The following is a 24,628-nucleotide window of genomic DNA, read 5'->3' on the forward strand; positions in this document are numbered from 1 at the left end:
GCTGCTCGTCGCCACCTCCGTCGCCCTCGCCGGCGCCGCCCTCACGGCCTGCGACGGCGAGGTCAAGACAGAGAAGTCGCAGTATCAGGTCGATGAGAAAGTGACATCTCTTCGTATGAGAGCTACGGCGGCAACGTCGAAGTGGTCAATGGGGGAGGCTCGGGGATCAGCGTCACTGAGGAATTCGAGTACACCGACGAAAAGCCCCGCACCGAGCATTCCGTGAAATCGGGTGAACTCTCCCTGAACGCTCCCGGATGCGAGAACGACGACGCCGACAAGTGCGGCGTAAATTACACCGTGGAGGTTCCCGTCGGAACCGCCGTGAACGTGGAGTCCGGCGGCGGCGACGTCACGGTGCGGGGCCTGTCGGGCGACACCGCGGCGAAGACGGGCGGCGGCACCGTGCGCATCAAGGAGTCCGCGGCGAAGACGATCGACGCGTCCACTGGCGGTGGCGACGTCGAAACCTCCTTCACCAGCGCTCCCGACCAGGTCAACGCTGAATCGGGCGGCGGCAACGTCACCGTACGGCTGCCGGACGGGAAGTACTCCGTAGACGCCAGGACCGACGGCGGCAACCGTGATGTCGGGGTCACGAACACGCCGTCATCGCCGCACAAGGTCAAGGCCCACACCGGAGGCGGCAACGTCACCGTGGCGACGGCGAACTGACCCGCGGTCCGAAGCCGCCGAAGCCTCTGCCGGGGGAAGGCAGACCCAGCTACGGCTCGAGGCCGACGTGCTCGCCGCAGGCAAGGGGCTGCGGCAGCCCGCGGCCTGGACTTCAACAAGTACGTCGCGACCCTCATCGTCGAGGACACCACCGGCGCACGCGCCGCCGGTATGGCCGCCGCACAGAAGCTCATCGACGATCACGGCGCGTTCCTGGACGATCTGGAGCGTCGGCTGGAACAGCCGCACGCCGCCTCCCGTCCGGGTACCGCCGCGTGATCCTGCACATCGACGAATCCTGGATCCTCGAGGCCGCCCAGCGTGCCGCCCACCGCGATCCCGCCGTCGACGACTACGGCGTGCCGATCGCCGCCGTTGCCCGCCACCGCGGCGAACTCATGGAACACCCCGTCTACGACGGCCCTTATGCGCGTGCCGCGGCCCTCGTACACACCCTGGGGCGCTGTCACTGGCTGGCAGCCTCGAACCTGACCGTGGCCTGCGCGGTCGCCGTCATGTATCTCGAGGCGAGCAACATCCCCGTAAATCCCACCCGTGAGCAGCTCACCGTGCTCGCCCACGAACTGCACAGCTCCCGCTGCACCGTTGCCCGCGTCGCCGAGTTCCTGCGCACCTGGAAGCCGTGACTGTGAGACGCCGACTGCGGCCCGAAGCGCGGCGAGTCAGCCTTTCAGGGCCGCCGGTACCCGCTTGGGAGGCGCGGGGTTCCTGCTCACAGTGGGTCGTGTCCCCAGTTCATCAGCGAGTAACGCCACGGGGTGTCGGCGACGTCGCCCTTGGGGCGTTGCTTGAGGTGCCGGTGGATGTAGCCGGTGACTTTCCGCATGTGGGCGACATCTTCATCGCTGAGGTCGCCCTTCTTGGTGCGCTGAAGATCGGCGCGCGGTCCTGAGGCGTGTCCGACACTTTCACCGCCACTCTTGCTCTGACCGACGCTTTTCGACTCGTCCGTCTCCAGCCATTTCTCCAGAGCGGCCGGGGACATGTTGACCGCTTCCTTGAAGTCGCTGATGCTCTTGCCTCGGCCGTCGTCCTGCTGCGTCACGATTTCCTGCCCTTCTTGCGCAGCGCACCGGGTTTGTGCACGGCCGAGCGGCCGGACTTGTCGCTTTCCACCTCGTACTGCGGCTCCTCTTTCGAGGCCTTCACGGTGCGGCCGGCGGTCTCGGTGTGTTCGGCGATCTTGCGTTTCACCTTGCCGGTGACGGTCTGCCCGTGGCTTTTCCACGTGACCTTGTCGCCCTTGCCGATGTCCTTGTCCTTCGCCATGACTCTTCCTTATCTGCTGCGGACCTCGCCGCGCTGGGAGGCGGGTCAGGTGAGGGCGGCGAAGCGGGCAGCGACGGACGCCGCGAACTTGAGCAGGCGCCACATTCGTCCGTACGGGGTGCCCCGCAGCCCACAGTCCGAAAGTTCCTCACCCTCGGGACCCTCGGGGCATACGAACAGCTTGTCCCGGCTCGTCCCGGACCGCATCCGCGGCTGGTTCGCAGCGTGGGACATGTGTCTGAGCGGTGCCGCGGAAGCCACCAGTGCCGTAGCGCAAGATCGCGGCGGCGCCTGGGGTCGGGCCGACGCTCGCGGGCGGGATGGATGAGTGCCCCGCTCGGCAGCTACGGGCACGTCACATCGTCCGGCCTTTCCTCAGCTCGGCGAGCCATGCGCGTAGTTGCTCGTCATCGTGCAGGTAGGCACCGCTCTCGTCTGCGGGAAGGTCAATTCCGTGGAGGCAGTTCAGCGCCCACCAGGAGAGGTCGTCCCACTCAAGCTCGTCGTCGGCCAGCCACCGGCCGGCCCAGCGGTCGGCCTCGTCCCGGGGCTGGCCATCGACGAGCGCGACGAAGCGTTCTTCGATCTCGGCAAGCGTCGGCTGGTGGTTGGCATCCATATCCTGACCGTACAAGCAGGACAAGCACCGGCGGATGCGGCAGTAGCTACCTCAGCGGAAGCACGCCCGCGGGTACCTCCGCGTCCCGCGCCTTGTCCCCCGGCGAGAGCTGGTCGGCGTAACCGGCCTGTGTCCAGACGAACTTCTTGAACTGCTCCGTGGTGAGCACGCCCTGCCACGGAGTGCCGTCCGGGCAGAAGACCGAGCTGCAGCCGGAGCAGAAGTGGGCGGGGCGCCACAGCTCGTCGGCGCGGGCTGCCCCGGCCTCCTCGGCGGCCTTCTCGCGTGCGTCGATGCGCACCGCCATGATCGTCCCGAAGAAGCAGATCAGGGCGAGCGCCGCACCGCCGAGTGTGTACAGGGGCTTGTGCTCTTGCAGACCCATGTACACGAGGGCGCCGCCCATGCTGGTCAGCACCATGCCCTCGACGAAGTGCATGCACCCGTCCCCCGACTTGTCAGGCCCGGGCGCCAGGCGCGTGCCCAAGTTGTCACGCAGAGAGCCCTTGCCATGTTGCGCCTTCTCGACCGTCCGTATCTCGGCGCTGCCGCACTCCGGACAGGCCACCTGACGCGGCCCACCGGCCCCCTTGTCATCCATGCCGGACACCCTAACGCCGCATCAGCCAGCGTCGGCTGGGGGGCTTTGCATGCGCTGTGGGGCTGGTGCGAGCGGCGGCTAGCCCCGGGTGTCGTTCCCGTTCAGATCACCGATCAGTTCGGGCAGGCCGGGGCGCTGGCCCGGGCCCGATTCCAGGTCGAGTCGGTTGCAGGCTTCGGCGAAGCGCAGGTAGGTGTCCACACTGGCGATCACGATTCGCACGTCGATCTTGATGAGTTCGATGCCGATGACCGAGATGCGGATCTCCGCGTCGATGACCAGGCCTCGGTCAAGGATGAGTTCCAGGACGTCGTACAGTCCGCTGGTTCCGCGTGATGGACCGCCTTGCTGTGCGGGGAGCATCGCTGCCACTTTCCTGAGTCGTCCGAACTGGGCCGTTCAGAACTTCGCGGGTGTTGTACGCCTCTCTCACGGGGTGTTGTGTCGGAGCGGCGTCCGCCTGGAACCTGCTGGGCATGTGCCTCACAAGTAGCGGCGGATGGGGGCGACGGCAAGTTCCCGTGCCCGCTGCGTGACAGGGCGGCGTTTCCAGCGTGAGTGCAGCATCTGCTTGCTCTTTCGCAGGTCTTGGTCGAAGTGCTGGTCGAGGGTGGCGGTGAAGTCCTCGTCCAGGACCGCGAGCATGACCTCCTCGTCGTGGTTCAGGGAACGGCGGTTGAAGTTGGTGGAGCCGACCAGGGCCGCGATCCGGTCCACGGTGATGACCTTGGCGTGCATCATCGTGGGCTGGTACTGGAAGATCTTCACACCGCAGGAGAGCAGAGTCGCGTAGTAGTGCTGGCCGGCCAGTTGGCAGACCCGCTTGTCGGTATGCGGGCCGGGCAGCAGGATCTCCACCTCGACACCGCGGCGTGCGGCCGCGCACAGCAGCTCGATGAAATACGCGTCGGGAGCGAAGTAGGCGGTCGCCAGGCGGAAGTGTTCCTGCGCGGATTCGAGGGCGACCCGCAGCAGGGTCTGCATGTCCTGCCAGCCGAAACTGGCCGAGCCTCGAACGACCTGTACCACCGCTCCACCAGCGGGCGTGTGCTCGATGAAACGGTCCCGTTCATCGAACAGGGTGTCGTGACACTCGGCCCAGTTCTGGGCGAAGGCGGCCGCGATGCCATCGACGGCAGGCCCGCGTACCTGGACGTGTGTGTCGCGCCACTCGTTCGCGTTGCGGGCGTCCCCGCACCACTCTTCGGCGATCCCCACCCCGCCGGTGAACGCCATGTTCTCGTCGACGACCAGCACTTTGCGGTGACAACGGTGATTCTGCTTGAGGGGAGAGAGATAGAGCGGCTTGCGGAACCATGCCACCTGGGCTCCGGCCTCTTCCATCATGTCCAGCAGCTCCTGCTCGATGAGGCGGCTACCGAAGCCGTCGAGGAGCAGGCGGACCCGCACACCGTGGCGGGCCCGGTCGGCGAGGGCATCGGCGAACTGGCGGGCTATCTCGCCACGCCAGTACACGAACGTCATCATGTCCACCGTGTGCTCGGCAGCACGAATTCCGTCCAGCATCGCCTTGAAGATCTCATCCCCGTTCCGCAACGGGAGGAGCGAATTGCCCTCGGTGGCGGCTACTCCGATCAACCGTTCCAGACGTCGCCGCATCCGTTGCCTGCGCTCGTCCGCGGGCTGGCGCGGCACCTCGGCATGCTGGGCTGACGCCGCGGATCTGCTGTCTGTGCTTGTCATGCTCTTCCTTGGCCGGTCGAGGCAACTTCCCCAGATGCCCGGTGTGGCCGACGGGGTGAGCTGACTGTTGAGGAACTAGTGGCTACGGTCAGTGGTGGCCGCGGGCGCTGGAAGACGCCCCGCCGAAGAGCCTCGCGACCGCACGAAAAGGAAGAGTGACAACCGTGGCGATGGCCCCGCCAATGGCACGGAACACATCTGCAATGGCCTTGAGCATTTCCTGGACCTCCATGCTGGTTTTCCTGCTGAGCTGAGCACTTGGCACCCTGTGGGGGCTGCCTCTGCCGATTGCCCTGCGGATGGAGCCAGAAACAAATTCACGCGGTTCCGTGGCGAGGCGTGGTGCTGGGCGTAGCGACGGACGGAGCCGTCATGTCGAGCAGGAGCAGGGCGTCGTGGTTGGGGCTGCCAGGGTCGGCGGTGTAGACGCCGATGCGCTGGCCGGGGGTGCCTTCGACGTGCAGCGACTGGGACGTGAGGGTGAGCGTGCCGACCTGGGGGTGGCGGAAGGTCTTGTGGGCGGGTTTACGTCCCGTCACTTCGTAGCGCTCCCACAGACCGGCGAAGTCGGGGCTCTTCAGAAGCAGTTCGCCGACGAGGTTGGTGAGGTCGGGCGCGTCGGGGGCCGTGCCCGCGATGGCACGCAGGCGGGCGACACAGGCGGTGATCTGCCGCTCCCAGTCGGGGAAGAGGTCGCGGGCCGCGGGATGCAGAAAGAGATAGCGGGCGAGGTTGCGGTGCTTGGCCGGCCAGTCGTCCAGGCCCGCGTAGAGGGCGAGGCCGCCGGGGTTCCAGGCGAGCATCTCCATGCTGCGGCTGATGACGTAGGCGGGGTTCGGGCGCAGTGACTCAAGCAGCAGCTTCAGGTGTGGGCGCACACTGCGGCTCGGGGCCGGGGGCGGTTCGGCCACGTAGCGGGCGGCGCGGGCGGCGAGCTCGCGCAGGTGCTGGTGCTCCTGGTCGTCCATGCGCAGGGCGCGGGCCAGCGAGTCGAGGACCGCTGGGCTTGGGCGGGTCTCCTTGCCGCGCTCCAGGCGTACGTAGTAGTCGATGCTGATGCCGGCGAGGGTGGCCAGCTCCTCGCGACGCAGGCCGGGGGTGCGGCGGACACCGGCGCCGACGGTGAGGCCGACGTGTTCGGGACTGGTCTGGGTGCGGCGGGCGCGCAGGTAGCGGCCCAGCTCGGCGCCCTCGTTGTGCGCGCTCTGGGATGCCATGGATCCAGTCTTATCCGGCCAGTGCCCGCGGCGCAGGCGCGAGGGGGGCCCTGTCATTACCCCTGAAGGGCCCGCCCTGCCACATCTCCGCGATCCGGCCGACGCTGGATGAGCAAGACGCCGACACCCCCGCACGACGTTGGATGAGCAAGACGCCGACACCCCCGCACGACGCTGGATGAGCAAGACGCCGACACCTCCGCATGACGCGAGTTGCCGGCGCAGGCGCACCCTGCCGGACCGCAGGACGATCAGGGTGTTGAGCGATGTCACGATGAGAAGAGGGCGAGATGCGCTACGTCAACCTGCGTGACCTGGAAGTTTCCCGGATCGGTCTGGGCGCCATGGGCATGTCCCACGGCTACACCGGTTCCGGCACCGACGACGCGGAGTCGATCAGGACCGTGCACCGAGCGCTGGAGCTGGGCGTCACGCTCATCGACACCGCCGAGATCTACGGGCCCTACACGAACGAGGAACTGCTGGGCCAGGCGCTGAGGGGGCGCCGGGACCAGGTCGTGCTGGCCACCAAGTTCGGCCTCGTCTCGCACGGCGGCGGCGGATCCTGGAACCTGGACTCCGGCCCGGCCAACATCCGCACCGCGGTCGAGGGCTCCCTGAAGCGGCTCGGCACCGACCACATCGACCTGTACTACCAGCACCGCGTCGACCCGAACACGCCGATCGAGGAGACCGCCGGCGCTGTCCGCGACCTGATCGCCGAGGGCAAGGTGCGTGCCTTCGGGCTCTCGGAGGCCGGCCCCGACACGATCCGCCGCGCCCACGCCGTCCAACCGGTCACCGCGGTCCAGTCCGAGTACTCACTGTTCACCCGCGGCATCGAGGAGCGCGTGCTGCCCGTCCTGCGGGAGCTGAACATCGGCCTCGTGCCGTTCTCCCCCCTGGGTCGCGGCTTCCTGACCGGCACCGTCCGCTCCACCGACCAGTTCGACGAGACCGACTTCCGGCGTGGCAACCCGCGCTTCAGTGGTGAGAACTTCCAGCGCAACCTGGCCCTGGCCGACGAGGTCAAGGCCCTGGCCGATGAGGCCGGCGCCACGCCCGGTCAGGTGGCGCTGGCCTGGCTGCTCGCCCAGGGTGACGACATCGCCCCGATCCCCGGTACCAAGCGGGTGTCCCGCGTCGAGGAGAACACCGCCGCCGACGCCGTCACGCTGACCGACGAGCAGCTGGACAGGCTCTCCAGCCTGCCGCCCGCCGCGGGCGCCACCCACACCGAGGCCCAGGCCCGGATGCTCGAACGCTGACGCCGCCCCGCCCCCCGGCCGCGACACCAGCCGACCCCCGTTTGGAGTAACACCCCATGCGTGCAGCAGTGATGTACGGAGCCGGAGACGTCCGCGTAGAGGACCGGCCCGACCCCAAGACTGTCCAGCCGACCGACGCCGTGGTGCGCACGCTCGCCGCATGCGTGTGCGGCAGCGACCTGTGGCCCTACGCATCCATGCCCGCCACCGACACCGGGCGCCCCATGGGCCACGAGTTCCTGGGAGTCGTGGAGGAGACCGGGACGAACGTGACCGCTCTCACCCCCGGTGACCTGGTCGTCGCCCCGTTCACCTACAGCGACAACGCCTGCGACTACTGCGCGAAGGGCCTGCACATCTCCTGCCGCAACGGCGGCCGGTACGGCTTCGACGGCGTGGACGGTGGGCAGGGCGAAGCAGTCCGCGTCCCGTATGCGGACGGCACTTTGGTGAAGCTGCCGGTGGCCGCCGACTCCGCGCTCCTGCCCTCCCTGCTGGCTCTGAGCGACGTGATGACCACCGGTCACCATGGCGCTGTCACCGCCGGAGTCGCCCGCGGCGACACCGTGCTCGTCGTCGGGGACGGGGCCGTCGGCCTGTGCGCGGTGATCGCCGCCAAGCGGCTCGGCGCCGAGCGGATCGTACTCGCAGGCCGTCACGCAGACCGCACCACACTCGGCGGGCACTTCGGCGCCACCGACGTGGTCGCCGAACGCGGCGAGGAGGGCATCGCCCGTATCCGCGAGTTGACCGGCGGAGTGGACAAGGTGATCGAGGCCGTCGGCACCGGCCAGGCCCTGGACACCGCCCTCGGGGCGGTCCTGGACGGCGGCACCATCAGCCGCCTGGGCGTGCCCCAGCATGAGCAGGGCCCGATCGGCCCGGCCGTCTTCATGCGGAACATCACCCTCACCGGCGGGGCCAGCCCCGCCCGCGCCTATATCGAGCAGCTGCTGCCCGACGTCCTGGACGGCACCATCACCCCCGGCCGCGTCTTCGACCGGACCTTCTCCCTCGACCGGACGTCCGACGCCTACCGGGACATGGCCGAACGCCGGGTCCTCAAGGCCCTCATCCATCCCTGAGCCCCAACTCGCCCGCACCACGAAGGACTTCCCCCATGCAGCACGTGACCTTGAACAACGGCGTCCGCATGCCGCTTCTCGGCTTCGGCGTCTACCAGATCCCCGCCGAGGACACCGAACGCGCCGTCTCCGACGCGCTGGCCGCCGGCTATCGCCTGCTCGACACCGCAGCCGCGTACGGCAACGAGGAAGCCGTCGGGCGCGCCATCAAGTCCAGCGGAATTCCGCGCGAGGACCTGTTCGTCACCACCAAGCTGTGGGTCCAGAACGCCCCCGCCCAGGACAACACCAAGCACGCCTTCGAGACGTCCCTGGGCAAGCTGGGCCTGGACTACCTCGACCTGTATCTGATGCACCAGCCGTTCGGCGACGTCTACGGTCAGTGGCGCGCGATGGAAGCCCTGAACCGCGAGGGCGTGGCCAAAGCGATCGGCGTCGCGAACTTCTACCCCGACCGGCTGATCGACCTGATCGTCAACAACGAGGTCACCCCGGCGGTCAACCAGATCGAGACCCACCCCTTCTTCCAACGCGCCGACTACCAGGACCTGATGCGCGAGCACGGGGTGCAGATCCAGTCATGGGGCGGCTTCGCCGAGGGCCGGAACGACCTGTTCACCAACCCTCTCCTCGCCGGCATCGGCAAGGAGTACGGCAAGTCCGTCGCCCAGGTCGTCCTGCGCTGGCTCACCCAGCGCGGTGTCATCGCCATCCCCAAGTCCGACGTGCCGAGCGCATGACCGAGAACATCGACGTCTTCGACTTCCGGCTCACCGACGAACAGATGGTCCAGATCACCACCCTCGACACCGGCGGCTCCCTGTTCTTCGACCACCACGACCCCGAGATCGTCGCCCGTCTCGCCGAGCGCCGCTTGGATGCCTGACCTACGCCACCCAGAGATCGGGCGGCCGACCAGGAGCCGGCCGCCGCTCGCTCTTCCCCCCATCGGATCGCCGCGTGAAGGGACTAGCCATGCACCAACGGGACCACACCGCCGCCCGGCGTCGGACGATCCTGCGCGCCGCATTGCTGACCGGGGTCACTGCCATGACCATGCCTCACGTCACCAGCTGCTCATCCGCGGACGAGCAGCAGACTCCGGAACCGAGCCGAACGCCGGGTCCGACGGCGGGTGGTGGGGTGCGCGGCAAGGTGTTGCTCGCGTACTTCTCCCGCCCCGGCGAGAACTACTACTACGGGGAACGCACCCACCTGGAGGTCGGCAACACCGAGGTCATGGCTCGCAAGATTCGCGCCCTCATCGACTGCGACGTGTACCGCATCGAGCCCGTCGACGCCTATCCGGCGAGCTACGACGCGACCGTGAAGCGCAACGTCCGTGAACAGCAGGCCGACGCTCGCCCCGCCATCAAGGGCGGGCTGCCTGAACTCGACGGCTACGAAACCGTGTTGCTGGGCAGTCCCATCGGGAACGTGCGCGCACCCATGATCATGACGACGTTCACGGAGCAGCTCGACTTTGCCAACAAGACCGTAGTCCCCTTCACCACACACGCAATGAGCGGCTTGGGCACCACCGCACGCGACTACGCCGACTCATGCCGGGGCGCCATCTTCGCCCAAGGTCTGGCCGTCCAAGGAGAAGAAGTCGGAAAGGCGGACCGCGCCATCAGGGCCTGGCTGAACCGCATCGGTTTCGCCATGGCCTGATGCGTCCGTCGCCAACCGCCGGTGCGATGTCCGGCCGGCCGCGCCTACGGGTGCGTGTCCGTGATCGCGATGACCTCGTCGAGGCGGTCCAGGGCAGCCTGCAGGTCGTGGACCTTGGCCTGGATGCGGTCACGCTCGGCGCGCAGCATGGCACGTTGATCGGCGTCGGTGTGCCCAGAGTCCCAGCACGGGAGGAGTTCCGTGATCCTTCGGCTGGTCAGGCCGGCGGCGTACATCTGCTGGAAGAAGCGGACCAGGGTGATGGCGTCCTGCCGGTAGAGGCGCTGGCCGGATGGGCTGCGCTCCGCGATGAGCAGCCCCTGTTGCTCGTAGTAGCGCACGGCGCGTACGGAGACGCCGGCGCCCCGCGCCACCTCGCCGATGCGGACCAGCCGCTCGGTCGCGGCCTCTGTGACGGTCATGGTGATTCCTCTCACCCCGGCCTGGACGTCCAGCACTTGCCTCTGACGTCAACGTCAGGTTTTAGCGTACCGGGCATGGACATCAACAACTCAGTCGCCCTCGTCACCGGAGCCAACCGCGGCCTGGGCCGCGCCTTCACCCAGCGCCTGCTCGAACGGGGCGCCCGCAAGGTCTACGCCACAGCCCGCCGACCGGAGGCCGTGGATCTGCCCGGGGTCGAGGTGCTGCCCCTCGACATCGCCGATCCCGCATCCGTGAAGGCCGCCGCAGAGGCTGCCGCGGACGTCTCGCTGCTCATCAACAACGCGGGGATCCAGACGGGAACGGACCTGGTGACCGGTTCGCTGGACGCGGTCCGGCACGAGCTGGAGACCAACGTGTTCGGGCACCTGCAAATGATCCGGGAGTTCGCGCCGGCGCTCGCCGGGAACGGCGGGGGAGCGATCGTCAACGTGCTCTCCGCCATGTCGTGGTTCGGAGGCAAGGGCGCCAATGCCTACCACCTGACCAAGGCCGCAGCCTGGGCCATGACCAACGGCGTCCGCCTGGAGCTCGCCGAGCAGGGCACGCTCGTGACAGCGGTGCATCTCGGTTTGGCCGACACCGACATGGCCGCAGGCTGGCCCGTGGACAAGATCGCACCGTCTGACCTGGCCGACGCTGCGCTCGACGGTGTCGAGGCAGGCTCCGCCGAGGTCCTCGCCGACCAGTGGAGTAGGGACGTCAAGTCCCGGCTGCCGCTGACGCCGGAAGACTTCAACGCCGCGATGGACCGCGCCCTGGCGGCGCTGTCGAGTCGGCGGTAGGAGCGGGCGCGGGCCGTCTCCGCTATATACATCAGCGAGAAATGAGGGTGCCCTAGGTCACGGGAGAAATGCGGAACCAGGAAACGTAGATCTGCATCCGGGGTTTTGGCTCATGCGGGGCGCCAGATAAGTTGCTCACCTGGCGTCCCGACTTCCGGTCGTGATGTACTCGAATGTACTCGTCGCCAATGCCGGCGCTTTTCCACTTGCCCGAGGAGATTAACATGAAGCCTTCCCGATCTCGCTTGATCGCCATAGGCGCTGCCGTCGCGTGTGCTGCAGGCGCCGTGGCCATCTCCCCAGCGATTTCGGAAGTGCAATCACCTTCCGAGGAGGATCGAGAGGGTAATGCCGATCGCGTGATCATTGCTGGGGAGCGTGTGAACATCCTCCAGAAGAAGAGCGAAAAATGGAAGGAGGGGGCCAAGACGCAGTGGGACTGGTGGGTCACGGACAGCACCCCTGCACGGGTCTATGGCGAGTGCGGAAAAGACTGGAAGCAGCACTTCGCCGGTGGCGCGACGGAAGCGAAGCTGTCGCGTGACGGGAAGTCCGTGGTGGTGGCTTCCTCGGCCGGTGGGGTCGCAGTAGTGCCGTACAACCCTGCAGGGCCCGCACGGCCGAAGACGGCGGCCTCCTTCGTAGCGTGTCCGGGCGGTAGTCCGCATTCTGCCGAAATGCTTCCCGACGGTAATGTCGCGGTGGCGACGGCGAGTGGAATCTTCCTGTACTCGGCCACCCGCCCGGCTGATGGAAAAAACGGTTGGGGAGATGGGGACTACGTGGACTGGGTGGAGCTTCCCGCCGCGCATGGCCTTCATTGGGACGAAGAGCGAAAGAAGCTCTGGGCGTCGGGCAGCACGAAGGGCCTGGATAAAGCAGACGGCAAGGGGATGGTCCTGGGTATCACCTATTCCGGCAAGCCCAAAACTCCCAAGTTCGGCAAGACGCCTGCAAAGTACGTGATGCCGACGACCGGTAAGGAACTCGGAGATATAGGGTGGGGAGAGGGTAATGCCTCAGATGGAGTTGCCTATTACGATTCTCCCCACGAGCTCTCTCCCATTCCTGACGGAGTCCGGGATGGCGGGACCATGGCCATCACGACAGACCTGTCGATATACGAATTCAACCCCGACGCGGCGGGAGAAAAGTTCACCTCGCCTCGTCGGCCCATTCCCGGAGCGGCTGAGTGGAACCACGACAAGCACCCACTCAACGAACTCAAGGGACTTTCCATCCGTTCCGACGGGGCGGCAGCCTACGCACGCGGAGCAACCTTCGTGAAGAACGAACGCACGTGCAACACCTACAGTGCTGCCTATATCGACTTCTTCATCAAGGGGAAGCACGACGAGCTGCAGCTCGCACAATGCAACAACCCAAACGCAAACCCTGCTGACGCGGACAAGAAATACACTGCGGGGAGCATCTACAAGGTGCGCTGGGTCGCTGCGAGTGTGACCTGACGGTCCAGGTGGCCTTCGAGGACGGCACCACCGCCGACTTCACCTTCCGCTTCCGCTCAGGAGCCCACTTCCGGCGGCCATGACGCGAGCGCAACGGTGCAGTGGGTGTACCGGGCGCACCGCCCGAAAGTATTCGTCAGGCGCCGTTCCAGACCGGGGCGTCCACCCCCCACAGGCCGGGCGGGCGCGCCCAGTCCACCGGTCCCCCCTCGTACGACACCGGCGGCAGGGCGTGCCGCAGTCGGCCCATGGGGCTGGCGGTCTCGGTCAGCCGGTGCTCGGCGTCGAAGCCCCCGTCTTCGCCCGGAGCGCTTGCCAGATCGTGGACCAACCAGTGCGCGGTCTGCGTCAGGGCCAGACGGACAAGACGGGTACCGCCCGTGCGGTGCTGCTCGGTGAGCGCGCGTAGGACCCCGGCCGCGAGCAGATATCCGGTGCCGTGGTCGAGCGCCTGGGCGGGCAGCACACCGGGCGAGTCCGGCGAACCCTCCAGCTCGGCGATGCCGGTGACCACCTGTACGAGGCTGTCGAAGCCGCGCCGCTCGTGCCACGGCCCGTAACGGCCCCACGCGGAGAGCTGAGCAATCACGAGACCCGGACGGCGCTCGGCGAGTGCCTCGGGTGTCAGTCCGAACCGTTCCAGCGCCCCCGGCCGGTAACCGGTGACCACCACGTCCGCGGTCTTGAGTAGTTCGTCGAAGAGCCTGCGGTCGGCGGCCGCTGTCAGGTCGAGGGTGGTCGAGCGCTTCCCCATTCCTGTGTCGTTGTGGGCCTCCTGACTTTCCGGCAGCTGCGGGGCGTCGATCCGCAGCACGTCGGCGCCGAGCAACGCCAGAGTTCGGGTGGCGACCGGTCCGGCCAGCACGCGGGTCAGGTCCAGGACGCGTAGCCCCGCGCACGGTAGCGCTCCACCAGCAGGCATCCGCTCCGGGGCTTCGTCGATGCGCGCCATCGTCAGCAGCGGCTGTCCCGCGACCATGACCCCCTGCTCGCTGGTGGCCCAGCCCTCGGGGCTGCGCGCAGCGACGGCCAAACCGCCCGCCGCGTACACGCGCTCCTCTACCTCCAGCGCGGGAAGCCGTGCGATGGCCCGGCCCACCGCGCCCGCCTCCTCCCCGCCGATGTCCTCCGGCACTCCGAGAGCGGCGAGCAATCGGGCCCGGTGGTGCGGGTAGTTGGCGTGCGTACGAACCCATCCATCGGTCGCCCGCCAGAACCGGGACAGCGGCGAGAAGGTCGACCACGCTTGCCCGTCGACCCGCACCAACCGGTCGCTGAGGAACGCCGTCGCGACTGCCTCGTCATCAACCCGCACCCGGGGAACGGGGCGCCGCGTGCGAACGGAAGTGAGCTCGGCTGCCGCGAGCGAACACGCCGCGACAGTCGCACGCGCCAGCTCCATGACGGGCAGCCGCGACGGCAGCCCTCCGGACGAACCGCCGTAGGACACCCGGTCGAGCAGCGATGAATCGGCACCCAGTGCCGCCCAAGCCTGCGAAACCCCCGAGGGAAGTGAGGAATCCATGCCCACACTATGGCACTGAGTGTCACCTTCGGGAAGGGATGGATCTGGGATCTGGGACGGACTTGAAGTGCGGATGGCGCGTCCGTCCACGGGCGCCGCATCACGCATGGTGCGGCAATCGGACCAAGCCCAAGAAGCGGGCTGCCGCAGGTGTGCGGCTGCTCGCCGCGCCAAAACAAGGCAGGAAAGGCGGGGTACACGTCATTGCTGACGGAGGTCCGCGGCGGTGATGATCGGCGCCGGGTGCCGCACCACCCGTAACCCGCCCAGCCGAAACGGAACGCCTGTGAAGATCGCCATCGTCCTCTACCCCGGTTTCACCGCCCTGGACGCCGTCGGCCCGTACGAGACCCTCAACGCATTGCCCGGTTGGGACACCGTTTTCGTCGCCGAACACGCCGGCCCCGTCACCAACGATCAGGGGCACCTGACGTTCACCGCGCAGGCCGGATTCGACGAGGTGAAGGACGCCGACGTTCTCGTGGTGCCCGGCGGCCCGCCAGCGGCGATCGACGCCCAGACCCGCAACCCGAACTTCCTGATGTGGCTCCAGCAAGTCGACGCCGCAACCACCTTCACGACGTCGGTCTGCATGGGCTCCGTCCTGCTCGCCGCAGCCGGTCTTCTGAAGGGCCGGCGCGCGACCTCGCATTGGCTGGGCCTGCACCAGGGCCGACTTGATGGCTACGGCGTCACCCCCGTCGACGATGAACGGGTGGTCACGGACGGCAAGTACGTGACCGCCGCCGGGGTCTCCGCCGGAATCGACATGGGCCTGACCCTCGCCGGCCGCCTTGCCGGAGACGACTTCGCGCAGATCGTGCAGCTGATGATCGAGTACGCCCCCGAGCCGCCGTACTCGACCGGCTCACCGCACACCGCTCCCGCGTCGCTCGTCGACGCCATGCGCACGCAAGGCTTCCCGCACTCTTGAGCCGCCATCCGAAGAGGCAGCTCAGGCAGCGCACTCGCCCAACCGCGCCGCTCTGCCCGCCACTCAGTGGGCCCCGCGAAGAGCCACGTCCGACAGCCGATGGTTCCGCCGGATGTAGATGTCGGCGTCGTCGGGCACCGGTACGACCGGGCTGAACGGGCCCTGCTCGCTGTAGGCCTCTGGCGGCGCAAACCTCGAAAATGCCTCGAGTGCCTGCGCGGCAAGGTCAGGGTCGAATGGTGCGGCTGGTGGCCGACCTAATAGCGGAACTGGGCTGCCGCGAGCCCTCCGCCTTCGCCGAGCAACTCGTGACCCTCGCGGACGGCGCCGCCAGCCGGGCCATGGTGCTGGGCGACTTTCACAACACTGCCTAGTGACCCGCGCGAGGGTGCGCGGGCCTCAGCGCGACAGATGTTCGGTGTCGCCGGTCTTCACGCACGGGTAGTAGGTCATCTCGCCCTCGCGGCGCGCGAGTTGATAGCGGATGATCATGTTGTGTTTGCGGGCTATCTGCCCGGCCATGTGCAACGCCCGCTCGATGGTCGACGCCGAGCGGGTTTCGATCACACTCAGGCGGCGGGCGTACGAGCTGGAGCGGGTGCCCAGGGTCGCGCCGTAGCGGTTCACGATGATCTCGAAGCGCGGGCGCAGGGTGTCGGCCACGTAGGGAGGCTGGTACAGGGTGGTCATCGCGAGGAGCCTTTCAGCGGTGGGGCATTCACGCTGGTGCGCTATGTGTGCGTTGGCGGCTTTCTGTACACACAAAGCTAAAGGAAAGGCAAAGGCGGGGGCGGGAGTCGAAGGGCCCCACTACACGGAGTCGGAAGCCCTCACGTGCCAGAGGCCTGTGGGGGTCGGATACGAGCGCAGTGACGGCCCCGGCGGTTGTTGTGGTCACGCCGTTCACCGAGGGTGTTCATGCCGTGGTGTCTCAGGGGTGGTGGTCGGTGGAACAGCAGCGCTCGATCTGGGTCGGCTCGTATTTCGTTAGCAGGTGATGCTCGCGGGCTTCGGGCTTCGGGCATCGGACAGACGCTGAACCGCCGTGCCGCCACCAGCCCCGACGCCCGGCAATGGGATACCCACGCCCAGTCGCATCGCTTTCGACGGACAGCGTGACCGGGACGGCCGCGTCAGGCCCTGTATGCGAAGTGCGGCTTCGAGGTGGTGGGCCTAAGCCAGTCATCGTCGCCAGGCATCGTCGGATTCACTGCCCCTCGCAGTGATGTTCCACCCCGTGCGCACCCCTGAGCCAGCCCGCACAGGGCGGGTCGGCCTCGCCCCGGCTTTGGTCAAGCTCCGGTGATACCAGGTCCTAGCCCTCGGGCGTGATGGTCTTGGTGCGCCGCCACGCGATGTAGCCCACCCCGCCCACCAGCGCGGCGCCCAGGGCGATCTGTCCTACGCTCCCGGCGGTGGTGCTGCCGCCGACCCCGGCCTTGGAGCCTCGCCAGTGGTGGTTGGTGACGGTGACACTGGTGTTCCATTGCTCGCCGGTCGGGCAGGTGCCGTCGATGCCCCAGGACGATTTCCTCCCGACACCGTTGGGCCCGTCGCCCTTGAAGCCGGATGCTCCCGCCAGGACGGCGGAGCCGCGGTAGTTGGTCTGGTCGCCGTAGAGGTTCGCGCCGCCGCCTCCGTACATCGTCAGCTGGACCGAGCCGCCGGAGAATGCCTGACTGTTGGCGCTGATGGACTCCTGATCGCTCTTGGGGCAGGAGACAGTGATCTCAACCGTCGCTCCTGGCGCGGCAGTGGCCGGGGCTACGGAGGCGGTGGCGCCGTCACCGGCGAGCGCGGTGGTGGCCGTGGTGAGGGTCAAGGCGGCGGATGCGGCGAGAGTGCAGGCTATGCGGCGCATGGGGGCTCTCCGGGGCCGTGCGGGCGGTCGACGCGCGGCGAGACCCGGCCAGGGGTAAGGGGCGCCCGCCGCGCTTCATCCCATCGGACACCGTTTGCATGCCGGGTGCCCCCCGGATGCCGCCGACCGGGTTCCCTGTACACGGACAGAGCCCGCACCGACGTGTGGCCGGGGCGGGTCCTGTCCGTGTGCGTGCTTCCCGACTCAGGCAGCCGGGACTATCGGGGCGTCGGTGCCCGGGGCGGGCGTCGGCGCGGGCTTGACGGTGTCGGTGTCCGGAGCGGGCTTCGGCGCGGGCTTCACCACGTCGTCCGGGACGGGCTTCGGGTCCGGCTTCACCACGTCGTCCGGGACGGGCTGCGGGTCAGGCTGGACCTCGTCGTCCGGGGTGGGCTGGGGGTCGGGCTGCACCTCGTCATCGGGGACGGGTGCGGGGGCGGGCTCGTCCCCGGCCTTGTCCATCCAGGACTTGAGGACCCCGCTGGGCGACAGCGTCACGTGCATGCCGTTGTTCTCGCCGGAAGCCGTGCGTCCGTTGGCATCCAGCGAACCGGCGGAGGTGACGGCCTGCCAGTGCGTGGGCGAGAACTTGTAGACCCGGGCCATGGAGCCGTCGGCGAGGGTGTCGTTGCGGACGTGCTCACGCTTCTCCGGGTGCGGCTTGGGCTTGGGCTTGGGCTTCGGCTTGGCCTTGTTCATCCAGGAGGTGAGGGAGCCGCTGGGGGTGAGCTTGATGTGCATGCCGTTGTGGTTGACGTACACGGTCCTGCCGTTGGCGAGCAGCGTGGCGCCCTTGGGGCCGGAGATGACGGCCTTGGCCTTGTTCTTGCCCAGCTTGTAGACCTTGGCGATGGAGCCGTCGCGCAGCTTGACCGTCTTGGCCTTCTTCGGCTTCTTGGTCTTGGAGTGCGCGATGGACTCGACGCTGATGGACGCGGGGCCGGCCGTGTGGGATGCGGTGGCGGCCATGGCGCCGGAAGCGGCCCCCAGGCTGATACCGGCGGCGGCGACTACGGCGATGGCGGTGGTGCGCAGAGTACGGGCGGTACGCATGAGGAAGGTGGCCCTCTCGGGTCGGTCTCAGTGGGGGGTGCGTTGCCGCTTCGTTGCGGCGACATCTACGAAGCTACGCACCTCACATCAACACCACCCGTAGGAGATGTAACAGATTTAAGGAGCATTTGCCGCAAAAGGGACACGAGGGCGGGTGGCTCCACCGTAAATCTTCCTGCACGGGCTGCTGGCGGCCCCGTAAGCCCTGGTCAGCAGCCCAGCGGATGCGCCGAGCGCGGCGGCGGGCGGGGTCGACAAGACGGCACGCGGGGCGGTTTTCATCGGCTTCTCATCCCCGCAGGCCGACGGAGACAGAGACGAAATGCGCCGGCTGTGAGGATCAAAGGGCAAGGCAAAGCAGCACCCACGATCACGGAGACTCCCCATGAAGAAGTCCACAGCGATCGCGACGTTCGCGCTCATCACGCTCGGGACGCTCGGTTCGACCGCCGCCGTCGCGAACGCGTCCACCGCCCCCGGCAAGGGACACAGCCACACCGTCGAGCGCCCGGCTGGTACCGACTCCAAGCCCGCGCACAAGACCGGTGAGGGCTCGTACTCCACGACGGTGAAGGTGCCGGCCGGGACCGACAGCAAGCCCGCGAAGAAGTCCGAGAGCGCCACGCCGAACTACAGCAAGACGGTGGAGAGGCCCGCCGGGACCGACTCGATCCCCGCGCACAAGCGGTAACCCCCGCAGCGCCGGAGCAGACGTCCGGCCCCCGCCCACCACCGTGTGCGCGGGGGCCGGACGCGTGCCACGCGTACCGGATCCGTGGTCGCGGCATCAGACGAACCGGGATCCCAGGGCGACAGAGGGGCACGGAGTGCGAACTGCAGTGCGGTTTGCTGGAATTGGTAGCGGGATGGCTCGAGGCGCGCCGATTCGGCTCGGCACGCCGGGATACGCGCCGCCCTCCGGACGACGGTTTCGCACGAAACGCTGTCTGAGTGGCCGTATCGGGGGAAGCCGTGAGGCATGGCTGTTCTCAGGAAATTCGCACGCCCCATGCTCGCCTCCGTCTTCCTGTCGGGAGGCATCAGTACCCTCCGGGACCCCAAGCGCGTGGCTTCCGCCGCGGAGCACGTCGCGGTTCCCCTGAGTTCCCGGATTCCCCGTCTCACGGAGGACCCCGAACGCCTGGTCCGCATCAATGGTGCGGTGCAGGTCGGCGCCGGCGTGATGCTTGCCACCGGGCGGGTTCCGCGTTTCGCCGCGCTCGCGCTGGCCGGCTCTCTCGTGCCGACGACCTTGGCCGGCCACGCCTGGTGGAAGGAGGAGGACCCGGACCGCCGAGCCGCGCAGCGCACCCAGTTCATCAAGAACCTCTCACTGTTCGGTGGCCTGCTCATCGCGGCAGCCGACACACACGGCAAGCCGTCCCTCGCCCACCGCGGCCGCACCACCGCCACCCATGGACGAGCCGCCGCCAAGTCCGGTGCCACCCGCGGTCGTTCCGCCGTGAAGTCCGGGGCTCACCGTGGCCGCACTGCCGCGAAGTCCGGTGGCCGGGCAGCCCGCCTTGCCGGGCGCGACGCAGCGGGTGCACTGAGCAAAGCGGCAGGGTCGGTCCGCTAGCTGCGGGTCTCGGTAAGCCCACTGGGCCTGGTCGGCACCGCGTAGGAACACCGACACATTGACGGGAACGGCCAGGCCCCCGAGCCGCGGCGGGTCGCGCAGCGCGGCTCGGGCGGTGATGTCATCCAGGCCGACAGTCACGGCGTCCTGTGACGAGTTCGCCTACGCCACCCGCGCCCCGCGCCACCCGCGTCGAGCAGGGCGAGCGGCAAAGCTTCCGCCAGTCAGCGGAGCCCCGCGAGCGAAACTGTGCAACCGCGGGAAGCGTGGGTTCGGTCCCTGGTAGAGCGACCTGGAGGATCCCATGCGCGCCCGTACCGTGCTCGCCGCAGCAACCCTGACCGTGACGGGCCTGATGATGATCTCCGTCTCGCCCGCTGCCGCTGCCCCCGAACACCCCGACGGGCCCGGCTTCCTGCTGATCAGTCAGGTGACAGCGGAGTGTGTCGGGCTGCCCGAGAGCCCCGCCCTGGATCGCGGAGTTCCGGGCCTGGCCATGGTCCACACTCAGCAGATCCCCGCCGGCGCCTCACCGGAGACCATTCGTGACTGCCTGTCCGATGCCGCCACGAACCCCGACAACCCCGTCAAGGAACTCACCGACAAATACGGCGCCCTGCTCGAGATCACGCCCCGGCTTCCACAGGCGGGTCTGCCCAGCTCCTCCCTGCCAGGCGCTGAAGGCCGGCGAGCCGCAGCGCCCGCGGAGGTTCCCTTGGCGCTGATCGACGGCACTCTCAACACGCCGTGCATCGGCATTCCGGTCGATGCCGTCGATGCCAACGTGCAGAGCATCTTGGCCCTGACCAACGTCGGCATCCTCCAAGACGTGCTCAGCTCGCCACGGCAGAAGAAATGCGTCGAGGGCAACACCTCCGCGGACGGGCCGCTCGCGCTGACACTCGACAAGCTGCCGCGCCTTTCGGACGTCAGCACCAGCTGACGAGAGCTCGGGCCTGCCCTGGCCGAGACGCTGGGCGGCGCCGCCCTCGGAAGCCGCCATGCCGGGAGGTCAGTCGTTCAGCTCCCGGTCGAAGTCCTTGGCGCACGCGTCGCGTTCACTTTGCGAATCGGCATGGTCGACACAGTCGTCGAAGTTCTTGAACTCGTCGGAGTTGAGGATCGAAGCGCCGATCGCGAGGATGACGCCGGAGGCGATCAGCCCCAGCGCGCCGAGCACCGCACCGATGACGGACATCTTGCCGTACGGCGCCCGCCCGCCACGTGCTCTGCGTGCGCCGATGATGCCGAAGACCAGTGCCAGCAGGCCCAGTACGACACCGCCGATCACGGTCCAGAAGAAGACGAGCGCGACGACGCCCAGAACGAGCGCCGTGATCGCCATGCCGTTGCTCGATCTCGCAGGCGGGTGTGGGTGCGGGTGGGACTGCGCGTAATCGTGCGATGCCGAGGGCTGAGGCTGGGGCTGGGACCGGTCGGAGAATGACATGCCATCACATCCGTCTCTGTTGCCGTCCAGGGCGTTGTCGTACGTGCCCGAGTGCCCCCGAGCGGCCCACGCATGCGCCCGCGCGCTCGCGACGGGCGCTCCGGGGCGGTTCCGGAGCCGCCCGCCCTCCGCCTCAGTGGCTGTCGTCAGCCGCCGGTGCGCCCGGGACGTGGCGATCCCCGCCGTTGCGGTCCTGCCAAAGACGGTAGACATCCACGGAGCTCTCGCGCGGCTCGTGGCGCATCGGCAGTCGGCGCTCCTGCCAAGGCTTCGCGAACTCGTCGTAAAACGTGCTCAGTTCGAAGTACTTGCGGTCGTCGACGTAGTGCGGCTCGTAGGCGTCGCGGGTCGTGCCGAAGACGACCTCGTCGGGAGAGCAGTAGTAGAGCGCGCCCAGGCACATCGGGCACGGCTGGGCCAGGACATAGACCGTGGCGCCGATCAGGTGCTCGGTGCCGAGCTTCACGCAGGCGTCCCGGACGGCCAGCACCTCGGCGTGCGCTGTCGGGTCGTGGGTCTGGGCGACCTGGTTGGCGCGCTCAGCGATGATCTCGCCGTCCTTGACGATGACAGTGGCGAAGGGGCGTCCGCCGTCCAACACGTTGGAGCGGGCCAGGTCGATCGTGCGCTGGATGAAATCCATGAGGTGCCTCCGGGCGGATCCGTTCGACTGCTTTCCGGTTCCACGAGTGTGGCTGACCTGGAGCTATAGAGTCCAAGACACGCTGACGATGCCTCCCATCGGTGGGGGCTATACATGGCGTTACGCTGGCGATATGGCTCCTGTGGAACTGCGGCACCTGCGCTATCTCCTCGCCGTCGTGGAGCACGGCAGTTTCACTCGGGCCGCCGACGCCCTGCACCTCTCCCAGCCGACCCTGTCGCAGCAGATCCGGGCGCTGGAGCGGGCTGTCGGCCTGCCGCTGCTCGATCGATCCGGGCGCGCCGTTCGGCCCACTGACGCCGGGGAGGTGTACGTGGACCATGCGAGAAGGGCGCTTCGCGAACTCGCCGCCGCTGACCGTGCTGTGCAGGACGTACGGGATCTCTCGCGCGGCAGGCTGCGGCTCGGCGTTACTCCCACCTTCACCGCCTACCTGGTCGGACCGCTCATGGCCGCCTTGCATGCCCGCCACCCGGGGCTCGACCTGAGCGTCCGTGAGGCGACGCAGGTGCACATCGGGGAGGCGGTGCTCGCCGACGAGCTGGACGCGGGGATCGGCTTCACCGGCGAACCCGTGCCCGGCGTCGAGGCCGTGCCGCTGTTCATCGAGGCGCTCGCCGTCGTCGCGGGCACCGGGGCAGGTGGCGCGGCGCCGCTGAGCGTTGATGAGCTGGCGGGACGGGACCTGGCGCTGCTCGCCGGCGACTTCGCGACCCGCGCCAGGATCGACGCGTACTTCGCCGGCCAGGGCGCCGCACCAAGGGTGGCCGTCGAGGCGGACTCGGCGCTGGCGCTCCTTGAGATCGTACGGGGCGGGGCGCTGACCACGGTGTTGCCGGAAGCCGTGATCCTGGACCGGTCGGGCCTCTCACAGGTGCCGCTGCGGCCGCCGCTGCCGCACCGCACCGCGGCCCTGTTGACCCGGTCGGGCGGGCATCGCTCGGCGGCCCTGCAGGCTTTCGTCGTGCTGCTGCGCACACTGGTGACCGAGCTCGGTCTGCCGCCCGCCGGGCCGGGCGAGGCCGGAGCGCCAGGTGCAGCTCAGCTAGGGACAGAGCTTGCCGAGGGGTGAGCTGCTCGCCATGGTCACTGCTGGGCGGCGGGTGCCGGGTTCCAGGTCGCGGGGTCGATACGCCCGCCGTACAGCGGCAACGGCACGGGCTGGTCGTCCGGGCGGAACTGGTCCCAGATGCGGCTGAGCCCGGCGGTGCCGAAGCGGCGGACGTTGCCGGTCTCGTCCAGGTCGATGACGTCGGTGAGGGTGGTGTCTCCGTCCGCCGGGGTTTCGGCGCGGACCGTGCCCTGCGGGTCGATCAGCAGGCTCCGGCCTACCCCGGAGGGGGCGGCGGCGTTGACGCTGGCGACAAAAGTCTGGTTGGCGATGGCGTTGGCGCGGTTGAGCACGACCTCTTGGGCGCGGTCGCTCGTCGAGGTGCGCACGACGTTCACGATCAGTTCGGCGCCCATCCAGGCCAGGTGCCGGGAGACCTCGGGGAACCAGGTGTCGTAACAGATCGAGAGCCCGATCCGGCCGACGCCGTCGAGGTCGACGACGGTGAACTCCCTGCCCGGCTGCGTCGTCTCGTACGGGCGCCAGGGAAAGATTTTGCGGTAGGAGGCGACGCGCTTGCCCTGCGGGGAGTAGACGGGGGCGGAGTTGTAGACGTGGCCGTCCCTTCCGCGCTCGTAGACGCTGCCGGGAACGAGCCAGATGCCCAGGTCGCCTGCGAGCTCGGCGAGCGAGGCGTCGCGGGACCCGTCGAGCGGCTCCGCGCCTTCCTCGGGCGCGGCCTGAGCGCCCGTCGAGGTCTCGCCGAGGTGCAGCTCGGGGTAGACGACCAGGGCGGAGGGAGCGCACCCTCGGGCGCGCCGCTCCACGTCGGCGGCGAACCCGGCCAGGTCGCCGAAGGGGCGGCCGGGTGCCTGGACGAGGATCAACGGCAGGGGACGGGACACAGGGGATCACCGGGCCAATCGAGAAGGTGACGGTGGGGCGAGGGCGCACTGCGGTGAAGCCGCACCCGGCGCCGGAGCACATTCATTAAACGAAATTTATTCAATGATTCGAGATGGGTCAACGCCTCGGCCGAAGGCACCTGTGCAACGATCTGGCATGGCCCGACCGAAGAACCAGGAAGCCCGCCGCGCCCAGCTGATCACCGCGGCAGCCAAGACTCTCCAGGAGCGCGGGGCGACCGGGGTGAAGCTGCGCGACATCGCGCAGGAGGCCGAGGTCACCCCCGCATCGGTGCTCTATTACTACCCCGACATCCGGGCCCTCTTCGTGGAGGTCTTCGCCCAGGGCGCCGCCCGCTACTGCGAGGAGCGCGAGCGGCGCATCATCGCGGCCGACTCGGCGGTGGCACGGTTGCGGGCCTGCGTCCACTCGGGAGTCCCCTGGCCCGGAGAAGCGGAGGTGACGAGCCGTCTGCTGTTCGAGCTGTACCCGGTCGCCCTGCGTGAGGAGCCGGCGCGGCGGATGCAGCGCACCTTCTTCGACCGGCAGGCCGGTCTCTACCAGGACATCCTGACGGAGGGCGCGGCCGCCGGGGACTTCACCCTCGCGGCTCCCGCACCCGATCTGGCCCGTACCTTCATCGCCATGGAGGACGGCTATGCCATGGACGTCCTGACGGGCGGCACCACGGCAGCGGAGCAGGAGCTAAGGCTGCTCAACTACGCGCACCTCGCCACGGGCAACGCGGAAGTAGCAGCGCCCTCCTGACACTTC

At 68.4% G+C, this 24,628-nt stretch carries 30 protein-coding genes and 2 pseudogenes; 15 read left to right on the top strand and 17 right to left on the bottom strand.

Annotated features, from left to right (window positions below):
• Positions 1 to 222: 222 nt before the first annotated feature.
• Together ABXJ52_RS36710 and ABXJ52_RS36715 are read left to right on the top strand one after the other, a co-directional pair.
• Positions 223 to 675 carry a DUF4097 family beta strand repeat-containing protein gene (locus ABXJ52_RS36710; RefSeq protein WP_367048457.1) on the top strand — a complete coding sequence of 151 codons (453 nt, stop codon included), beginning with the start codon at positions 223 to 225 and terminating at the stop codon, positions 673 to 675.
• A 275-nt stretch (positions 676 to 950) separates the two neighbouring features.
• Positions 951 to 1,322, top strand: a complete 372-nt coding sequence (locus tag ABXJ52_RS36715; RefSeq protein WP_367048458.1) for a fic family toxin-antitoxin system, toxin component — start codon at positions 951 to 953, stop codon at positions 1,320 to 1,322.
• A gap of 86 nt (positions 1,323 to 1,408) precedes the next feature.
• Here ABXJ52_RS36715 and ABXJ52_RS36720 read toward each other — a convergent pair whose 3' ends face one another.
• From ABXJ52_RS36720 to ABXJ52_RS36760, 9 genes and pseudogenes are all read right to left on the bottom strand, one after another.
• Positions 1,409 to 1,741: a DUF3140 domain-containing protein gene (locus ABXJ52_RS36720; protein ID WP_367048460.1), complete on the bottom strand. Its 333-nt coding sequence runs from the start codon at positions 1,739 to 1,741 to the stop codon at positions 1,409 to 1,411.
• Entirely contained in the window at positions 1,738 to 1,965 is a 228-nt protein-coding gene (locus tag ABXJ52_RS36725; RefSeq protein WP_367048462.1) for a DUF2945 domain-containing protein, read from the bottom strand. Before ABXJ52_RS36725 ends, ABXJ52_RS36720 begins: the two co-directional genes overlap by 4 nt.
• A gap of 45 nt (positions 1,966 to 2,010) precedes the next feature.
• Positions 2,011 to 2,199 carry a hypothetical protein gene (locus ABXJ52_RS36730; protein ID WP_367048464.1) on the bottom strand — a complete coding sequence of 63 codons (189 nt, stop codon included), beginning with the start codon at positions 2,197 to 2,199 and terminating at the stop codon, positions 2,011 to 2,013.
• A gap of 121 nt (positions 2,200 to 2,320) precedes the next feature.
• On the bottom strand, positions 2,321 to 2,584 hold the full coding sequence (locus ABXJ52_RS36735; RefSeq protein ID WP_367048465.1) for a hypothetical protein: 264 nt from the start codon (positions 2,582 to 2,584) through the stop codon (positions 2,321 to 2,323).
• Positions 2,585 to 2,630: 46 nt separating this feature from the next.
• Positions 2,631 to 3,185 carry a hypothetical protein gene (locus tag ABXJ52_RS36740; protein ID WP_367048467.1) on the bottom strand — a complete coding sequence of 185 codons (555 nt, stop codon included), beginning with the start codon at positions 3,183 to 3,185 and terminating at the stop codon, positions 2,631 to 2,633.
• Positions 3,186 to 3,287: 102 nt separating this feature from the next.
• Positions 3,288 to 3,548, bottom strand: a pseudogene (gene gvpJ, locus ABXJ52_RS36745) (gas vesicle protein GvpJ); the annotation flags it as partial.
• 120 nt (positions 3,549 to 3,668) lie between these two features.
• The gene (locus ABXJ52_RS36750) at positions 3,669 to 4,805 is read right to left on the bottom strand and encodes a phospholipase D-like domain-containing protein (protein WP_367049483.1); all 1,137 of its coding nucleotides are present in this window, start codon (positions 4,803 to 4,805) and stop codon (positions 3,669 to 3,671) included.
• Positions 4,806 to 4,977: 172 nt separating this feature from the next.
• On the bottom strand, positions 4,978 to 5,106 hold the full coding sequence (locus ABXJ52_RS36755) for an LPFR motif small protein (RefSeq protein ID WP_367049484.1): 129 nt from the start codon (positions 5,104 to 5,106) through the stop codon (positions 4,978 to 4,980).
• A 100-nt stretch (positions 5,107 to 5,206) separates the two neighbouring features.
• Entirely contained in the window at positions 5,207 to 6,106 is a 900-nt protein-coding gene (locus tag ABXJ52_RS36760; protein WP_367048469.1) for a helix-turn-helix transcriptional regulator, read from the bottom strand.
• Between the two features lie 290 nt (positions 6,107 to 6,396).
• On the opposite strand from ABXJ52_RS36760, the gene ABXJ52_RS36765 reads away from it, so the two are divergent.
• The 4 genes and pseudogenes from ABXJ52_RS36765 to ABXJ52_RS36780 all read left to right on the top strand — a co-directional run bounded on the left by ABXJ52_RS36765 (position 6,397) and on the right by ABXJ52_RS36780 (position 10,133).
• Positions 6,397 to 7,374, top strand: a complete 978-nt coding sequence (locus tag ABXJ52_RS36765) for an aldo/keto reductase (protein ID WP_367048471.1) — start codon at positions 6,397 to 6,399, stop codon at positions 7,372 to 7,374.
• Between the two features lie 56 nt (positions 7,375 to 7,430).
• Complete coding sequence (locus tag ABXJ52_RS36770) at positions 7,431 to 8,459, top strand: alcohol dehydrogenase catalytic domain-containing protein (RefSeq protein ID WP_367048472.1); 1,029 nt, start codon at positions 7,431 to 7,433, stop codon at positions 8,457 to 8,459.
• A 35-nt stretch (positions 8,460 to 8,494) separates the two neighbouring features.
• Positions 8,495 to 9,345: pseudogene (locus tag ABXJ52_RS36775) on the top strand (aldo/keto reductase).
• Positions 9,346 to 9,434: 89 nt separating this feature from the next.
• Entirely contained in the window at positions 9,435 to 10,133 is a 699-nt protein-coding gene (locus ABXJ52_RS36780) for a flavodoxin (protein WP_367048474.1), read from the top strand.
• 44 nt (positions 10,134 to 10,177) lie between these two features.
• Here ABXJ52_RS36780 and ABXJ52_RS36785 read toward each other — a convergent pair whose 3' ends face one another.
• Positions 10,178 to 10,555, bottom strand: a complete 378-nt coding sequence (locus tag ABXJ52_RS36785; protein WP_367048476.1) for a MerR family transcriptional regulator — start codon at positions 10,553 to 10,555, stop codon at positions 10,178 to 10,180.
• 75 nt (positions 10,556 to 10,630) lie between these two features.
• Here ABXJ52_RS36785 and ABXJ52_RS36790 point away from each other — a divergent pair, with 75 nt between their 5' ends.
• Both ABXJ52_RS36790 and ABXJ52_RS36795 read left to right on the top strand, forming a co-directional pair.
• Complete coding sequence (locus tag ABXJ52_RS36790; RefSeq protein ID WP_367048477.1) at positions 10,631 to 11,362, top strand: SDR family oxidoreductase; 732 nt, start codon at positions 10,631 to 10,633, stop codon at positions 11,360 to 11,362.
• A gap of 224 nt (positions 11,363 to 11,586) precedes the next feature.
• Entirely contained in the window at positions 11,587 to 12,831 is a 1,245-nt protein-coding gene (locus ABXJ52_RS36795; protein WP_367048479.1) for a DUF6528 family protein, read from the top strand.
• A gap of 136 nt (positions 12,832 to 12,967) precedes the next feature.
• Here ABXJ52_RS36795 and ABXJ52_RS36800 read toward each other — a convergent pair whose 3' ends face one another.
• Positions 12,968 to 14,356 (bottom strand): CoA transferase, encoded by a 1,389-nt coding sequence (locus ABXJ52_RS36800; RefSeq protein ID WP_367048481.1) that lies wholly within the window; start codon positions 14,354 to 14,356, stop codon positions 12,968 to 12,970.
• 286 nt (positions 14,357 to 14,642) lie between these two features.
• On the opposite strand from ABXJ52_RS36800, the gene ABXJ52_RS36805 reads away from it, so the two are divergent.
• Complete coding sequence (locus tag ABXJ52_RS36805; RefSeq protein WP_367048483.1) at positions 14,643 to 15,290, top strand: DJ-1/PfpI family protein; 648 nt, start codon at positions 14,643 to 14,645, stop codon at positions 15,288 to 15,290.
• A 248-nt stretch (positions 15,291 to 15,538) separates the two neighbouring features.
• Positions 15,539 to 15,664 (top strand): hypothetical protein, encoded by a 126-nt coding sequence (locus ABXJ52_RS36810; RefSeq protein WP_367048485.1) that lies wholly within the window; start codon positions 15,539 to 15,541, stop codon positions 15,662 to 15,664.
• Positions 15,665 to 15,689: 25 nt separating this feature from the next.
• Here ABXJ52_RS36810 and ABXJ52_RS36815 read toward each other — a convergent pair whose 3' ends face one another.
• From ABXJ52_RS36815 to ABXJ52_RS36825, 3 genes are all read right to left on the bottom strand, one after another.
• Complete coding sequence (locus ABXJ52_RS36815) at positions 15,690 to 15,980, bottom strand: hypothetical protein (RefSeq protein ID WP_367048487.1); 291 nt, start codon at positions 15,978 to 15,980, stop codon at positions 15,690 to 15,692.
• 625 nt (positions 15,981 to 16,605) lie between these two features.
• Positions 16,606 to 17,151, bottom strand: coding sequence for a hypothetical protein (locus ABXJ52_RS36820; protein ID WP_367048489.1), 546 nt, complete (start codon positions 17,149 to 17,151; stop codon positions 16,606 to 16,608).
• Positions 17,152 to 17,355: 204 nt separating this feature from the next.
• A complete protein-coding gene (locus tag ABXJ52_RS36825) occupies positions 17,356 to 18,204 on the bottom strand; it encodes a hypothetical protein (RefSeq protein ID WP_367048491.1) in 849 nt (282 codons plus the stop codon).
• A 385-nt stretch (positions 18,205 to 18,589) separates the two neighbouring features.
• Between ABXJ52_RS36825 and ABXJ52_RS36830 the strand changes: the two genes are divergently transcribed.
• The 3 genes from ABXJ52_RS36830 (at position 18,590) to ABXJ52_RS36840 (ending at position 20,726) form a co-directional block, all read left to right on the top strand.
• Positions 18,590 to 18,895: a hypothetical protein gene (locus tag ABXJ52_RS36830; protein WP_367048492.1), complete on the top strand. Its 306-nt coding sequence runs from the start codon at positions 18,590 to 18,592 to the stop codon at positions 18,893 to 18,895.
• Between the two features lie 288 nt (positions 18,896 to 19,183).
• Entirely contained in the window at positions 19,184 to 19,783 is a 600-nt protein-coding gene (locus ABXJ52_RS36835) for a DoxX family protein (protein WP_367048494.1), read from the top strand.
• A 304-nt stretch (positions 19,784 to 20,087) separates the two neighbouring features.
• Positions 20,088 to 20,726, top strand: coding sequence for a hypothetical protein (locus ABXJ52_RS36840; protein ID WP_367048496.1), 639 nt, complete (start codon positions 20,088 to 20,090; stop codon positions 20,724 to 20,726).
• A 69-nt stretch (positions 20,727 to 20,795) separates the two neighbouring features.
• Here ABXJ52_RS36840 and ABXJ52_RS36845 read toward each other — a convergent pair whose 3' ends face one another.
• Positions 20,796 to 21,128 (bottom strand): DUF4190 domain-containing protein, encoded by a 333-nt coding sequence (locus tag ABXJ52_RS36845; protein ID WP_367048498.1) that lies wholly within the window; start codon positions 21,126 to 21,128, stop codon positions 20,796 to 20,798.
• Between the two features lie 238 nt (positions 21,129 to 21,366).
• A complete protein-coding gene (locus tag ABXJ52_RS36850; protein ID WP_367048499.1) occupies positions 21,367 to 21,876 on the bottom strand; it encodes a nucleoside deaminase in 510 nt (169 codons plus the stop codon).
• Positions 21,877 to 22,009: 133 nt separating this feature from the next.
• Here ABXJ52_RS36850 and cynR point away from each other — a divergent pair, with 133 nt between their 5' ends.
• Positions 22,010 to 22,969, top strand: coding sequence for a transcriptional regulator CynR (gene cynR, locus ABXJ52_RS36855; protein ID WP_367048501.1), 960 nt, complete (start codon positions 22,010 to 22,012; stop codon positions 22,967 to 22,969).
• Positions 22,970 to 22,983: 14 nt separating this feature from the next.
• Here cynR and ABXJ52_RS36860 read toward each other — a convergent pair whose 3' ends face one another.
• A complete protein-coding gene (locus ABXJ52_RS36860; protein WP_367048503.1) occupies positions 22,984 to 23,853 on the bottom strand; it encodes a carbon-nitrogen hydrolase family protein in 870 nt (289 codons plus the stop codon).
• Between the two features lie 157 nt (positions 23,854 to 24,010).
• On the opposite strand from ABXJ52_RS36860, the gene ABXJ52_RS36865 reads away from it, so the two are divergent.
• Complete coding sequence (locus ABXJ52_RS36865; RefSeq protein WP_367048505.1) at positions 24,011 to 24,622, top strand: TetR/AcrR family transcriptional regulator; 612 nt, start codon at positions 24,011 to 24,013, stop codon at positions 24,620 to 24,622.
• Positions 24,623 to 24,628: the final 6 nt, after the last annotated feature.

The sequence above is a fragment of the Streptomyces sp. Je 1-332 genome (assembly GCF_040730185.1).
In the GTDB taxonomy this organism is placed as follows: domain Bacteria; phylum Actinomycetota; class Actinomycetes; order Streptomycetales; family Streptomycetaceae; genus Streptomyces.